Source organism: Flavobacterium sp. CF136 (genome assembly GCF_000282055.1).
Lineage (GTDB): Bacteria > Bacteroidota > Bacteroidia > Flavobacteriales > Flavobacteriaceae > Flavobacterium.
Window position 1 is genome coordinate 13579 of the sequence record NZ_AKJZ01000072.1, and the last position, 14348, is coordinate 27926.

Here is a 14348-nt window from a genome sequence, read left to right on the forward strand (position 1 = left end):
AGAGAAAAAATGAAAAAGAAATCAATTATATTTTATTTAATGTCAGGACTTGTATTATTAAGTTCTTGTGATACTAACCTTGAATTGGAAAATCCAAGTGAACAGACAACAACCTCTTTTTGGAAAACCCCCGAAGATCTTGAATCCGGACTGGCAACGGTTTACAATACTCTTGTAGACAATAATAATGCAGGGTATTGGGAAATACAGGCAATGCAGCTTAAAGAGAACAGGACAGAAAATTTTGTTGCCAGAAATGATGTGCAGGATCGTTATGCTGTTTCTTTTTATAAGAATGATGCAGGTACAAAGCTTACAGGAGAGATATTCAAAGCGCTCTACATTGGAATTTTTCGCGCCAATCAGGTAATTACTTATGCACCACAAATTACAAACATTGACGAAACCAAAAGAGAACAATTAGTAGCAGAAGCTGCCTTTTTAAGAGGATTGAATTATTTTAATTTGGTTAATGAGTATGGAAGTGTGCCTATTGTTACAGATTTAGTAGAAACTCAAGCTGATTATTTTAAGTCAAAATCTACTGAAGCTGAAGTTTGGAACCAAGTTATAGCCGACTTTCAATTTGCAGCCAATAGTGCTTTGCCGGAAAACTATCCAACTACCCTTAGAGGCAGAGTGACAAAGAATGCTGCAATCGCCTTTTTAGGCAAAACCTATTTGTACATGAAAGATTGGGCAAAAGCCGAAGAGCAATTTAATAAGTTAGTAAATAACGAAGCTTCAAATGGATATGGTCTTCTGGATAATTACGCTGAATTATTTGATGGTAAACATGAAAATAGTAAAGAATCTGTTTTTGAAATTCAGTTTAGCAAAGTAGGTGGTTCGACTATTTGGGGAGGAACACCAGCCGAAAGAACCAGAGCAACAACTATGGCTCAGGAGTGTGCCCCTGGTGAAGTAGGTGGATGGAATGAATTATTGCCTACAACAGTATTACTAAATGCAATGACAAGTGAGAAAACCGTTAGTGGTGAATTTGACCCAAGAGCCCTGGCTACTTTGGCATGGAATTACCCTGGCTGTATTTTTTATAATTCAGATTTTGCATCAAAGTTCGGAGCAAATGCAATATGGATCAGGAAAAATCAAAATTGGTGGAATAATGATGAGGGAGATTGGAAATCTGAATTGAATGAATACGCAATGCGTTACGCAGATGTTCTTTTAATGCTTGCCGAAGCAAAAACAATGCAAGGAAAGGTGTCCGAGGCAATACCTTTGGTTAAAAGAATCAGGGATAGGGCGAAGCTGGCAGATATTTCAATGGCAGGCTGGTCTGAAGCTCAAATGATGACTGAGATTATGCATCAAAGAAATGTTGAGTTTGCCCGTGAAGGACTACATTTTTTCGATTTAAGAAGATGGGGAACCCTGGAGACAGTAATCAAAGCGAGTCAGGTAGGTGGATACCAACTTTTCACTACTAAATTCTCGTATTATCCAATTCCACAAAGTGAATTGAATAATAATCCAAATATGACTCAAAACGCACCTTGGTAAGTAGTTTTATTTGTTTAAATCGTTAGTTTCTCATAAGTGTCTGGCAAATGACTGATTCGCATTGAATCAATCATTTGTCATCTCTTATGATTGAAATTTCCGTACCTTCAAACTTGGAATTAGTTGGATACAAAATCCCAATTTACACTAATAAATCCAGTAGAACAGAGGTGAAAAATAGAACGATACAGGGGTTAATAATGTTAATAATAATTGCTATGAAAGAAAAACCAGAGTTCTATTTTAATAAAAAATGTGTTTTCATTTTGTGTCTTAGATAATAACTTCAGATACAGCGAAAGTGACTAAACGTATTGTGGTAAATAAAAAACGATAATAAATTTAATTGCCTTTATTTATTTTAAAAACATCCCCAATTGGAGATGTTTTTTATTAAGCCTTATAAGTTATAGCTGGTTGAAAGAGGTACAATATCAGCTGTTAAATTTAATATTGATATTACATTAACCCCTTAAAATTCAGGTAATTATTAAAGTTTTTATTTTAGTTACCGGTTTGATAGCGTTGCATAAAGTCATTAGCCTTACTATCGTCACCCAGATTATGATAAGTGACGGCAAGGTAATAAAGCGCCATTCTTTGAGAGGGATTAATTAGGAAGGCTTGTTCAAATGCAGGTATGGCTGCCCTGAAGTTGGAGCCTGCAGCTAATGAATTTCCGTAATTCATCCAGAGTTCTGCATTATCAGGATATGCTATTGTTCCTAACTTAAACATGGCAGCTGCCTGCTTAAATTGTTTTGCGGCAAAAAAGGCGACACCAATCCTTGCATGTGTATTTTCATTGTATACGTTATTTTGCAGCGCTTGTTTGTACAAAACAACCGCACTGTCAGACTGCTTTAATTTAAGATAGGTATCAGCAAGACTCAGTCTGGTCTGGTCATCATTTTTAATACGTAATGCCTCCTTTAATAAGTTTGCAGCAGTACTATAATTTTGGAGATAGTAATTTGAAATACCCAGATTTGCTTTAATGTCTGCGTTTTTCTGATCCAGTTTATTTGCCAGGCTTAACTTTTCGTAAGCTTTATTCAGGCTGTCATTATTGTTGCTTATTGCATGGTTTAAAAGTGTCGTTCCATAGTTGTATTGAGCCCTGGCACTATTGGGTACATTTTTGGAATGAGCAGCAAACAGTATATCGTTACTTTTCCAGGCCATGTTATTAGCGTGCGTTAACATCCCTAAAACTAGAGCGATTCCTAAAATTGCAACAGAGACTATGCCTGCTTTTCGGGTTCTTAAGTTATTGGTTAATTCAAAAGATATATAACAGATTGCCAATAATAAACCAAGCAGGGGAATAAACATAAACCTGTCGGCCATAGTTGCCCCAATAGTGAATAAGAGGTTGCTTGTTAGAAATGAGGTTATAAAGAAAAACAGGATGCCAAAGCTTACTATTGGTTTTTTCTTAAAATAGTAGACCGCAGTAATTAATAGTGCAGATAAAGCAATCAAAGCTACCCAGAACTCTGCACTCATAAATGTCGCACATGGTATTTGCGGATAAGAATAATCATAGGACATACCTACAGGGTAAAAAAAGTGAAACAGGTTCTTTCCTAAAATAGTAATGGCTGTTAGTTTCTGGGTTATCCAACCGTTGCAGGCTAAAATAGAATTGTCTGCATAGGTATATTTCACGACCGGAGAGCCGCTATTAATTACCCATGTTCTGATCAATAGCCAAATCGCCGCTGTAATAATTAAAGGCAAAACAGTTTTAAATGCATGATTTAAACTTTGTTTCTTAATCTGTATTAATAGTAAAAACCAAACCGGTATAAATGCAATTGCGCCTTCTTTGGAAAGCAGCGCCAGGAAAAAGAATAAACAGCTTTGCCAGCTGTAGTTCTCTTTCTTTAAGAGCCAGTTAGTGGAAAGGATGAAAAAGAGTAAAGTTAGTATTTCGTCCAGGCTTTTTATGTTAGCAACAACTTCCGTATGCAGTGGATGCAGTGCAAATAACAGTGCAATGCAAAAGGGTAGCCATTTATTTGTTCCTGCCAATAAACGATTTAACATATTATACAGGACAAATACTGTAAGTGTATATAGGGTCACCTGTACAAAATGAAAAAAAGCAGGGTTTCCAGAAAACAACATCCATTCTACTGCAAATACAATCAAAGATAAGGGACGATATAAGCCACTATTAGTATCCCAATATCCTTTCCAATAGAATGTTGTAAAGATATCACCAAAACCCGCAAAGCCTTTTTTTACAAACAAATTTTTTGTAATTACAGCTTCATCATCCAATACAAAGCCATGGCTTATAGTGTTGCAGTAAACTAAAAAACACCCTATTAAAAGCAGGTATGGGAGGTATGTTGCATAAGGTACATCCTGTGGATAATTTTCACTATTGGAAATTGTCTTCATTTTGGTTTATATAAAGTGTTAAAGTGTTAAAATCTTAAATGGGGCACTGTTTTTTTACCATACAACAAGTTGAACTAACGAAATTAAATAAAAAATTTGGTAACTGATATTTAATATAAAATTTTGCTATGATACATATTTACTTTAAACTTGTAAAAAGATTCATCATAATTTCAACATAAAAAAGAAGTGTTTTTATAACTATTGATTTTATATTCACACTTTATTATTTTTTCAGATCTTATAAAAATCTGATATTTACATTTTGATATGCTTTCATAACTTGTACATTACCGGATCAATAATGAAAAAACTTTCTATAATTATCCCTGTTTTTAATGAAGCCAAAACAGTTTGTTTAATCCTGGATAAAATAAAAGCCGCTGTTTTAACAGGTGGCATGACCAAAGAGATCATAATAATTGATGATTGCTCTACTGACGCAACAGCAGAAGAGATTGAAAATTATAGATCCCAAAACCCTGAATTAAAAATGTCGTTTTTCAGACACATAAAAAATCAAGGAAAGGGCGCTGCATTGCATACAGGGATTAAACAGGCTACAGGTGATTACATTATTGTTCAGGATGCTGATTTAGAATATGATCCTAATGAATATAATATTCTTTTAAAGCCTGCACTTGATGGTCATGCTGATGTAGTATATGGTTCCCGCTTTATGGGCGGAAATGCACACAGGGTATTGTTTTTCTGGCATACCATAGGCAACAGATTCCTCACTTTCCTGTCAAATATGTTTACCAACCTGAACCTGACAGATATGGAAACATGCTATAAATTGTTTAATGCTAAAATGTTACAATCATTGGTACTTAAAGAAAAGCGTTTTGGCTTTGAACCCGAAGTAACCGCTAAGATATCCCGCATCAGAAAAATAAGGATATACGAAGTAGGAATTTCCTATTACGGAAGAACATATGATGAAGGAAAAAAAATCAAATGGAAAGACGGATGCCACGCTATTTATTGTATTCTGAAATATGGTGCATTACGATTGTAATTGTATAAACCCCATATATGGATTATCGCTAGTATGGGTTAACTTTTCAGGATACTGAAGCTCAGGAAAACACTCTATACGTTTAATAAAAATGCTCCAAAGTGTTTTTAGAAAATGAATATATTTTAATATTTGCAAACTCTCATTTCAGAGTCTGAAGAAAGGTTTTTTCTATAACTGTATTTTTGTTTTGTAAATCATATCTCCTTTTCCTTCGCATCTCTCTTCAAAAAATGACGTACTTGAATGTCAGCTAATTTATTAAGAAAGTTTACTGTTTTCTGTTGGAATTCGAACCTATACAATGACGACAATCAATACAATGATGAATTTTATGAAAAATAAAAAATAGTCAAACCATAAAAAAGCCTGTAAAAACAAGTGTTTACAGGCTTTTAATTTTCTTGTGACCGCGACAGGGTTCGAACCTGCAACCCTCAGAGTCGAAATCTGATATTCTATCCAGTTGAACTACGCAGTCTTTTTGATTATAGATATTGATTTTAGAGTTCAGATTCAATCTAAAATCTGAACTCTAAAACTAAAAATTTTAAACTAATAATTTCTTAACAATTGTAGAAATTGTTTTTCCTTCAGCAGTTCCGCCCAATTGAGCAGATGCTAATCCCATTACTTTACCCATTGAAGCAATTCCTGATGCTCCTGTTTCAGCAATAATTTTAGCAATTACAGCTTCTACTTCAGCTTCGCTTAATTGAGCCGGTAAAAACTTCTCGATTACAGCAATCTGAGCTAATTCAGGCTCAGCCAAATCAGGACGATTTTGTTCTGTAAAAATTCTTGCACTTTCTTTACGTGTTTTAACCAGCTTTTGAAGCAATTTAATTTCATCGTCTTCCGTCAGTTCTTCTTTAGAACCTGAAGAAGTCGCTGCCAATAACATTTCAGATTTAATTGCTCTTAATGCTTCTAATGCTACTGTATCTTTTGCTCTCATGGCAGTTTTAATCTCTTCCATGATTTGTGTTTGTAAACTCATTTTATTTTTTATTTTGAATAAGCAATGCTTATAAATTGATATTATTATTTGAAAATTTGCTCCTGACTAAATTATAAAAATATATTTTTTGTCTAGCTGAGCGGAGTCGAAGCCCTTTTTTACAATAAGCCTTCGACTTTAGCCTGTCCTGAGCTTTTGTCGAAGGGCTCAGGGTGACAATATTTTTTAAATATAAATACTTTTAAAGTCAAATTTCTAAATTCTGTGCGAAGATAAAAAAAATAACCCGAAAATTAAATCCAATTTTCGGGTTATCCTATTATTATGGATTTAATATTAATCTACGTTATCGTGCAAAAATGAATTATTTGAACGCAATTGTAAATCATTATTACTGTCAGTACCAACAGAAATTCTTGAATTGGCTGTATTTGATTGTGTATTTGAAAGATCGATACCCAATCTTTTGTAAGCAGGCTCTTTTTCAAGTTCATCAATTCTCGAAACATTATTATGAAATTTATAGTTAAACTCCTTTAGTTTCTTTCTTCTTTCTTCAGCTCTTAACCTCAAAGTCTCTTCGATTGTTAATTCCATCGGAGAAATATTTTCAGCAGACGGCAAACTGGTTTCCTGAGCAAATTCAGCTCTTGGTTTCAAAGTGATATTTAATTCCTCAGGAATTACATCTTCTACGACTTTTTCAATTGGTTTTGATGTAACTAAATCATTCTCAACCTCCATATACTCTTCTAACGAATACTTAATGATTCCGTTATCAGAAAGTTCCGTTACCGGTACAAATTGCACAGGATCATTTACTTTTATATTACGGGTTTCATTTGTCAGTTCGAATAAAATTTTACTTTCCTGCTCAGCAACCGGTTCTTTTTTCACTTCCGGTTCCGCTCTGAAAAGAGGTAAATCAAATGAAAAAGTAGTTTGTTCTTCTCTTTCAATTATTTTTTGCTGAACTGGTTTAAATTCTTGAAAAGTTTCAACTTCAGGCGATGAAATATTAAAATCAATATCTGTAATTGGTGAAACAATTTCAAAAGTTACATCAAGGTTTTTAATAAACTCAGACATTACCACTAACTCTTCCTGATTCATTGATGTAGATGCTGTAACCGGAGCAACTGCAACCGGAGCAGAAACTACAGGGGTTGTATCTTCCATCAGTTCAAAAACAATTTTCTCTTCTGGTTTAGCAGTAGATGTAGCTGTTTCAGCATTTAAATCGAAAGAAGTAAGTGTTTTATTCGTTAGATTATGAACACTTCTTTGTTCATCTTCCAATGTATGGATGATTTTTTTAGGTTCAGTATTTACGATTTCATTTTGTTGTTCAACATCAAAACCGGTAGCAATAATTGTCACGGCAATAGCTTCACCAAGAGTTTCGTCTTCACCAACTCCCATGATAATATTAGCATTGTACCCTGCTTCTGCCTGAATATGATCATTGATTTCTCCAATCTCATCAAGCGTAATTTCGTTTGATCCAGAAACGATAAGCAACAATACGTTTTTGGCTCCTGTAATTTTGTTGTCGTTTAGTAACGGAGAATCCAATGCTGAAATAATAGCATCTTTTGCTCTGTTCTCCCCTTCGGCAACAGAAGATCCCATGATAGCAGTTCCACTGTTTGCTAAAACAGTTCTTGCATCACGTAAATCGATATTTTGAGTATAGTGGTGTGTGATAACTTCAGCAATCCCTCTGGAGGCAGTTGCCAAAACTTCATCAGCCTTTGAGAATCCTGCTTTAAAACCTAGATTTCCGTATACTTCTCTTAATTTATTATTATTGATTACAATTAATGAATCGACCTGCTTACGCAATTTTTCGATCCCTAAAAGTGCTTGTTCCTGACGCACTTTTCCTTCAAACTGAAACGGAATTGTTACGATACCAACTGTCAAAATCTCTCTTTCTTTTGCCAATTGTGCAATTACCGGAGCAGCACCAGTACCTGTTCCTCCACCCATACCCGCGGTGATAAATACCATTTTAGTACCACGCTCTAACATTTTTTCTATTTCAGCGATACTTTCAATAGCAGATTGTTGTCCAACATCAGGGTTTGCCCCTGCACCAAGACCTTCTGTTAAATTTACACCTAATTGAATTTTATTTGGTACGGCACTGTTTTGAAGTGCTTGTGAATCTGTATTACAAACGATAAAATCTACCCCTTTAATACCTTGCTTGAACATGTGGTTTATGGCATTACTTCCGCCTCCGCCTACACCTATTACTTTGATTACATTTGACTGATTTTTTGGTAAATCAAATGAAATACTTCCAAATTCTGAGTTGCTCATCATCTTTTTGGTTTTTGAAATTCTTATTTAATACATTTTTTACTTCTTGACTTGGGGCAACAAGTAATTCCTTTTCTTAACTTATTCTGCGTTGTCTAAAAAATCTTTGATTTTATCGACATATCTATCAAAAAATGACCTTCTTATTTTAGTTTCTGTAGATTCCTCAACAGCAACATTATTATTAACGTCTCTGGATTGTTCAATAGTTTCCACTCTTTCAACGTAGTTTTCTTCAACTTCGTATCGCTGTTGAACCGGAGGAGGAGTATTTCTGTACACTACTCTTGGCTGCTCATTCACAACCTCCACCCTAACAGCACTTTGCGTACTATTCTCGATACTATTCATTACTAATCCAACTGCCGTAGCAAATAACGGACTTGAAATTTCTTCACTTGAATTACCTGCTAAATGCTCGTTTGGATATCCAATTCTGGTATCCATACCTGTGATGTACTCAACTAATTGTTTGATATGTTTTAGTTGTGCTCCTCCACCGGTAAGAACGATTCCTGCAATCAATTTTTTACGGGGATCTTCATGACCATAAGCTTTAATTTCAGCAAAAACCTGTTCTACAATTTCCACCACACGGGCGTGAATGATTTTAGATAAGTTTTTAAGCGAAATTTCTTTTGGCTCTCTGCCTCTTAATCCCGGAATAGAAACAATTTCGTTGTCTTTATTTTCTCCCGGCCAGGCTGATCCGAATTTTATTTTTAAAAGCTCCGCTTGTTTTTCGATAATTGAACATCCTTCTTTAATATCTTCTGTAATCACATTCCCTCCAAACGGAATTACAGCAGTATGACGAATGATCCCATCTTTAAAAATGGCCAAATCTGTTGTTCCCCCACCAATATCGATAAGCGCAACACCAGCTTCTTTTTCTTCCTGACTCAAAACTGCATCAGCAGAAGCTAATGGTTCTAATGTCAATCCGGACAATTCGATTCCTGAACTCTGAATACATCTTCCAACATTTCTGATTGATGATGCCTGGCCAACTACAACGTGAAAACTGGATTCTAATCTTCCGCCATACATTCCGATGGGCTCTTTTATTTCAGACTGTCCGTCAATTTTAAATTCCTGTGGCAAAACGTGAATAATTTCTTCTCCCGGTAACATCGCCAATTTATTTACCTGGTCAATCAAAAGCTGAATATCATTTTCGCCAATTACTTCTTCCGGATTACTGCGGCTGATGTAATCTGTATGCTGAATACTTCTGATGTGCTGTCCGGCAATCCCAACGACAACATCTTTAATTTTATAACCTGAATTATTTTCGGCCTCAAGAATAGCTTGCTGAATGGATTGAATAGTTTGCGTAATGTTATTTACAACACCTCTCGCAACACCCAAACTTTTGGATTTGCCTATTCCCAAAATTTCCAGCTTACCATACTCATTTTTTTTGCCTATCATGGCAACTATTTTGGTTGTTCCAATATCTAGACCTACTGCAATGTTATCTTTTTCCATTTTCTATTATTTTGTGCAAACTACTTGTTCCGTAAACCTGAGATCAATTTTATTGTATTTATATAACGAACTGTCTAAAACTGCTTTTTGAAAAAAGGCTTTATAATTTCTGAATTTTTCATCTACATTCATCGTTCTTCCAAAATCAATGAAGTAATTATAATTTCTGTTAAACATTTTTAAGCTCCCATTAGGCATAATTTCAATTGCAATGATGTTTTTTTTCAAAAACGCATCGTCATAAATTGTGCGAAAGAGAGTAGCTAAATCTTCGTTATTTTTTTTATTTATTGCCCCGGAAACAAGAGGGACCCGCGCTGTAAAATTGTCTGACAAAGGCATTTCATTACCCTCATAATCAATATAAAAAGACCTATCGCCATCGTAAATACGGGCAATCGGGGTCTTCTGTTTTACTACCGCTTTTAGAACACCATCGATACTTACAAATACATCTGACTTTTCAATCATCTCTTGCGTATCCAGGATTTTTTCTATTTTATTCAAATCTAACTCATCTTTTCGGATACTGGAAGCGTCTTTTTTATTTTCTATCAACAATTTATTAACCGTTTCCGGCTTCACGAAAATCGCATTTTCTCCTACAAAAACGACCATAGCTTTTTTTAATTTTCTATCTCCGTTTCTATGTTGGGCAAACGAATACAAAAAAAGTACAACCCCAAAAATTAGAATTAATCGAATATTTGTCCAATTAAATAGTTTCATTTAACATTTTTTTGATTGATGGAACCATTTCACCAATATCACCAGCTCCTATTGTTACAATTATTGGCGCATCACTGGCTTTAATCTGCGCTAATAAATCACTTTTTGCAACAATTTTTTTGTTCGAATTTGTCATTTTATCCATTAACCATTCAGAAGTAATCCCTTCCATTGGTAATTCGCGTGCCGGATAAATATCCATTAAAAACACTTCATCAAAAGCAGATAAACTTTCCGCAAATCCATCAGCAAAATCTCTTGTTCTGCTGAATAAATGCGGCTGAAAAACTGCTAATACTTTGCGTCCCGGATATAACTCGGTAACCGCCTGATGCACTGCATTTATTTCTGTTGGATGATGTGCGTAATCATCGATATAGACTAATTTTTCTGATTTTATCTGATAAGAAAAACGTCTTCTTATTCCATTAAATGATGCAATCGCTTTTGCAATTTTATCTGTTGGCGTACCAAAAGTTTTTGCCATTGCAATAGCCATCAATGCATTCATTAAATTGTGTTTTCCAGGCAATCCAAAATGCAGATCTTTCATGATTTCTGATGGTGTCTGCACATCAAAAACATAACTTCCATTTTCTATACGAACATTCAGTGCCTTATATGCAGCATCCTCGTTAATAGCACATTGAACCCCTTCTATCCACAATTCTTTAGTAATAAATAAATTATGTTTATCTTCTACTTTTGAAGCAAATTCAAGAAATGAGGCTTCAATAGCATCACTGGTTCCATAAATATCCAAATGGTCAGCATCCATTGATGTAATGCAGGCTATATCCGGGTGTAAATGCAAAAACGACCTGTCAAATTCATCTGCTTCCACAACGGTTACACTTTTCCCGCTTCCAATTAAATTCGAATTATAATTCTCAACAATTCCACCAACAAAAGCTGTAACATCAGCACCACTTTCATATAAAACATGCCCTAAAATACTTGATGTTGTAGTTTTTCCGTGCGTACCCGCTACGGCAAAACAAAATGTATCTTTAGTAATGATTCCTAAAACTTCAGCACGTTTTTTAACCTGATATTCTCTTTCTAAAAAATAATTCCATTCTGAATGTGTTCTTGGAACAGCCGGTGTAATAACGACTAATGTGTTTTCTACAAAATATCCTTCAGGAATCAAATTAATATTATCTTCAAAATGAATATTAATACCACTTTCAATCAACTCATTTGTCAGCATTGACGGTGTTTTATCGTAACCTGAAACCTGTTTTCCGATATTTTTAAAATAACGGGCAAGAGCACTCATTCCGATACCTCCGATGCCAATAAAATAAACGTTTTGTATTTGATTTAAATTCATAATTCAGTTTTAATGTCTTAAAGTCAAAATTTTCTAAAATCTTTTAACCTTATCTCCTTTTTATTTTTAACTAATCTTTTAGTTTATTAATTTAATAATCTCAGCTACAATATCTTGTGTTGCCTTCGGTTTTGCCAATCTTTTTATATTTGTGCTTAGTTGCTTTTGTTTTCCTTCATCTTTCAATAAAGCTTCAAAAACAATACTAAACTGACTTTCTAATTCTGTTTCTTTCAATAAAATAGCTCCTTTTGCATCTACAATCGCCTGCGCATTTTTTGTCTGATGATCTTCGGCTACGTTCGGTGACGGAATAAAAATTACCGGTTTCCCAACAATACATAATTCCGAAACTGATGAAGCTCCTGCTCTTGAAATAATCACATCGGCTGCAGCGTACACAAAATCCATTCTTTCAATAAAATCAACCACTTTTACATTTGGCTGATTGTATTTTTTATAATCTTCAAAATATAATTTTCCGCATTGCCAGATTACCTGAACATCCTGCGAAAGAAAATTTTGCAATTCTTTTTCAATTAACTGATTGATTCTTCTGGCACCTAAACTTCCGCCTAAAACCAATAGTGTTTTTTTGTTCGGATCTAAACCATAGAAAGCAATTGCCTCATCTCTTTTGCTATCAATATCTATTAAATCCTGACGGACAGGATTTCCTGTAAGTACAATTTTTTCTTTAGGAAAAAAACGCTCTAAGTTTTCATAGGCAACACAAATTGCATTGGCTTTTTTACTCAGCAATTTATTTGTAATACCAGGAAATGAATTTTGTTCCTGAATTACTGTCGGAATTCCTGCTGAACCTGCTGCCTGCAATAAAGGGCCGCTGGCAAAACCACCAGTTCCAATTACAACATTCGGTTTGAATTTTTTAATAATCTTTCTTGATTCCAATAAACTTGTTACCAATTTTAGCGGAAACATCATATTTTGCAACGTTAGCTTTCTCTGTAAACCTGCAATCCAAAGTCCTTTTATCTCATAACCTGCCTGAGGTACTTTTTGCATTTCCATTTTATCTTTAGCACCCACAAAAAGGAATTCGGCATCAGGAAATTGTAATTTTAATTCATTTGCAATCGCAATCGCAGGATAGATATGTCCTCCTGTTCCGCCACCGCTTAGTATGAATTTATACTTTGTCATATTCTTTAAAAGTTAAAACGCCTTAAAACTATTCTATTTTTAAACTGCATCATTTATTTAAAACCGCATTCATCGGATTTTTAGAATTATCTTCTATTGAATACATTTGCTCTTCTTTATACGCTTCCTCTCTTTGATCACTTGGCAAATCTTCTTCTGCTAATTCTTTATCTATTAATCTTTGAAGTGCTTCTTTTCTTCTTTCTTTTTCTTGTTGCTCTTCAACTATTTCTTCATCTTTTTTAGTTACACTAATGATAATTCCGAGAGCGAAACACGTCATCCAAATTGAACTACCCCCACTACTGATTAACGGAAGTGTTTGTCCCGTGACCGGTAATAATTCAACTGCTACCGCCATATTTATCATCGCCTGGAATATCATCGGAAAACCGAGCCCGACGACGACTAATTTTCCAAACAATGTATTTGCCTTGTGAGATGCTATAACAAATCGGAACAATAACAATAGGTATAAAAGCAAAATAGAAACTCCACCAACAAGTCCATATTCTTCAACAACTATAGCATAAATAAAATCGGATGACGATTGCGGTAAAAAGTTTTTCTGCACGCTTTTCCCAGGACCTAAACCTCCTAATCTTCCGGATGCAATTGCAATTTTTGCCTTTTCAATTTGATAATCATCTTCGTCAGGTTTATCTGTGGTAAAATTCATAATACGACTTTCCCAAGTTGATACCCTGCTAAAGAATCTTGAATCCGGAAAAGCTTTCGCTACCAAAAGAAAAAACACCAACATTGCAATTCCTGAACCTATAATAAAACCTATATACTTTAATGGGTATTTACCAATGAATGTCAGCATCATAACCATGCAGAAAATCAACGCTGTCGTCGAAAAATTGGCTGGTAAAATGAGTGCTAATGTTATGAAAACCGGCACCCAAAGCTGTACAAATGATGTTTGAAAAGGTTCATTTTCTTCTTTCGTTTTTGATAAATAACGAGCAACATATATAAACAATACAATTGAAGCCAAAGTAGAAGTCTGAAATGTAATTCCGATAAAAGGAACCTGAATCCAACGACTTGCATTTGCTCCCGCAATTACTGTCCCTTTCAGCAATGTATAAAGTAATAAGATCCAAACTACCGGCAATGCAATTTTAGAAATAGCCCTGAAATAGTGGTACGGCACTTTATGCACCCAATAAATAATCAGGAATCCGATGCAAATGTGCGCCAGATGTTTTACCAAATAACCCAAAGTATTTCCGGTTCCGTGACCTATATATGCCAAATTACTACTCGCACTAAAAACAGGCATAAACGAAAACAGCGCTAATAAAGCCACAAATGACCATATTACCCTATCTCCTTTTAATTTGTTTACTAATTCTTTCATAGTGCTT

Annotated in this window: 10 protein-coding genes and 1 tRNA gene; 2 read left to right on the forward strand and 9 right to left on the reverse strand. The window is 34.7% G+C overall.

What is annotated here, in order from left to right; all coding sequences use genetic code 11:
- The first annotated feature begins 9 nt into the window (after positions 1 to 9).
- On the forward strand, positions 10 to 1527 hold the full coding sequence (locus PMI10_RS18150) for a RagB/SusD family nutrient uptake outer membrane protein (protein WP_007810661.1): 1518 nt from the start codon (positions 10 to 12) through the stop codon (positions 1525 to 1527).
- A gap of 504 nt (positions 1528 to 2031) precedes the next feature.
- Here PMI10_RS18150 and PMI10_RS18155 read toward each other — a convergent pair.
- Positions 2032 to 3939 (reverse strand): tetratricopeptide repeat protein, encoded by a 1908-nt coding sequence (locus tag PMI10_RS18155; RefSeq protein ID WP_007810662.1) that lies wholly within the window; start codon positions 3937 to 3939, stop codon positions 2032 to 2034.
- Between the two features lie 304 nt (positions 3940 to 4243).
- Between PMI10_RS18155 and PMI10_RS18160 the strand changes: the two genes are divergently transcribed.
- Positions 4244 to 4960, forward strand: coding sequence for a glycosyltransferase family 2 protein (locus PMI10_RS18160; RefSeq protein ID WP_007810663.1), 717 nt, complete (start codon positions 4244 to 4246; stop codon positions 4958 to 4960).
- A 407-nt stretch (positions 4961 to 5367) separates the two neighbouring features.
- Here the strand turns inward: PMI10_RS18160 and PMI10_RS18165 are convergent.
- The 8 genes from PMI10_RS18165 to PMI10_RS18200 form a co-directional block, all read right to left on the reverse strand.
- Positions 5368 to 5441: transfer RNA gene (locus PMI10_RS18165), tRNA-Arg, on the reverse strand.
- A 69-nt stretch (positions 5442 to 5510) separates the two neighbouring features.
- Positions 5511 to 5960 carry a GatB/YqeY domain-containing protein gene (locus PMI10_RS18170; RefSeq protein WP_007810664.1) on the reverse strand — a complete coding sequence of 150 codons (450 nt, stop codon included), beginning with the start codon at positions 5958 to 5960 and terminating at the stop codon, positions 5511 to 5513.
- 297 nt (positions 5961 to 6257) lie between these two features.
- Positions 6258 to 8252 carry a cell division protein FtsZ gene (gene ftsZ / locus PMI10_RS18175; protein ID WP_007810665.1) on the reverse strand — a complete coding sequence of 665 codons (1995 nt, stop codon included), beginning with the start codon at positions 8250 to 8252 and terminating at the stop codon, positions 6258 to 6260.
- A gap of 78 nt (positions 8253 to 8330) precedes the next feature.
- Complete coding sequence (ftsA, locus tag PMI10_RS18180; RefSeq protein WP_007810666.1) at positions 8331 to 9740, reverse strand: cell division protein FtsA; 1410 nt, start codon at positions 9738 to 9740, stop codon at positions 8331 to 8333.
- A 6-nt stretch (positions 9741 to 9746) separates the two neighbouring features.
- The gene (locus PMI10_RS18185; RefSeq protein WP_007810667.1) at positions 9747 to 10469 is read right to left on the reverse strand and encodes a cell division protein FtsQ/DivIB; all 723 of its coding nucleotides are present in this window, start codon (positions 10467 to 10469) and stop codon (positions 9747 to 9749) included.
- On the reverse strand, positions 10456 to 11805 hold the full coding sequence (murC, locus tag PMI10_RS18190; RefSeq protein ID WP_007810669.1) for a UDP-N-acetylmuramate--L-alanine ligase: 1350 nt from the start codon (positions 11803 to 11805) through the stop codon (positions 10456 to 10458). Before murC ends, PMI10_RS18185 begins: the two co-directional genes overlap by 14 nt.
- A 78-nt stretch (positions 11806 to 11883) precedes the next feature.
- Positions 11884 to 12972, reverse strand: coding sequence for an undecaprenyldiphospho-muramoylpentapeptide beta-N-acetylglucosaminyltransferase (gene murG / locus PMI10_RS18195; RefSeq protein WP_007810670.1), 1089 nt, complete (start codon positions 12970 to 12972; stop codon positions 11884 to 11886).
- 49 nt (positions 12973 to 13021) lie between these two features.
- A complete protein-coding gene (locus PMI10_RS18200; protein WP_007810671.1) occupies positions 13022 to 14341 on the reverse strand; it encodes an FtsW/RodA/SpoVE family cell cycle protein in 1320 nt (439 codons plus the stop codon).
- Positions 14342 to 14348: the final 7 nt, after the last annotated feature.

What these genes read in the sequence shown, in the direction of transcription:
- PMI10_RS18155 (WP_007810662.1), bottom strand. Translation starts at nt 3,939, where the DNA reads ATGAAGACAATTTCCAATAGTGAAAATTATCCACAGGATGTACCTTAT.
- ftsZ (WP_007810665.1), bottom strand. Translation starts at nt 8,252, where the DNA reads ATGATGAGCAACTCAGAATTTGGAAGTATTTCATTTGATTTACCAAAA.
- PMI10_RS18150 (WP_007810661.1), top strand. Translation starts at nt 10, where the DNA reads ATGAAAAAGAAATCAATTATATTTTATTTAATGTCAGGACTTGTATTA.
- murG (WP_007810670.1), bottom strand. Translation starts at nt 12,972, where the DNA reads ATGACAAAGTATAAATTCATACTAAGCGGTGGCGGAACAGGAGGACAT.
- ftsA (WP_007810666.1), bottom strand. Translation starts at nt 9,740, where the DNA reads ATGGAAAAAGATAACATTGCAGTAGGTCTAGATATTGGAACAACCAAA.
- PMI10_RS18170 (WP_007810664.1), bottom strand. Translation starts at nt 5,960, where the DNA reads ATGAGTTTACAAACACAAATCATGGAAGAGATTAAAACTGCCATGAGA.
- PMI10_RS18185 (WP_007810667.1), bottom strand. Translation starts at nt 10,469, where the DNA reads ATGAAACTATTTAATTGGACAAATATTCGATTAATTCTAATTTTTGGG.
- murC (WP_007810669.1), bottom strand. Translation starts at nt 11,805, where the DNA reads ATGAATTTAAATCAAATACAAAACGTTTATTTTATTGGCATCGGAGGT.
- PMI10_RS18200 (WP_007810671.1), bottom strand. Translation starts at nt 14,341, where the DNA reads ATGAAAGAATTAGTAAACAAATTAAAAGGAGATAGGGTAATATGGTCA.
- PMI10_RS18160 (WP_007810663.1), top strand. Translation starts at nt 4,244, where the DNA reads ATGAAAAAACTTTCTATAATTATCCCTGTTTTTAATGAAGCCAAAACA.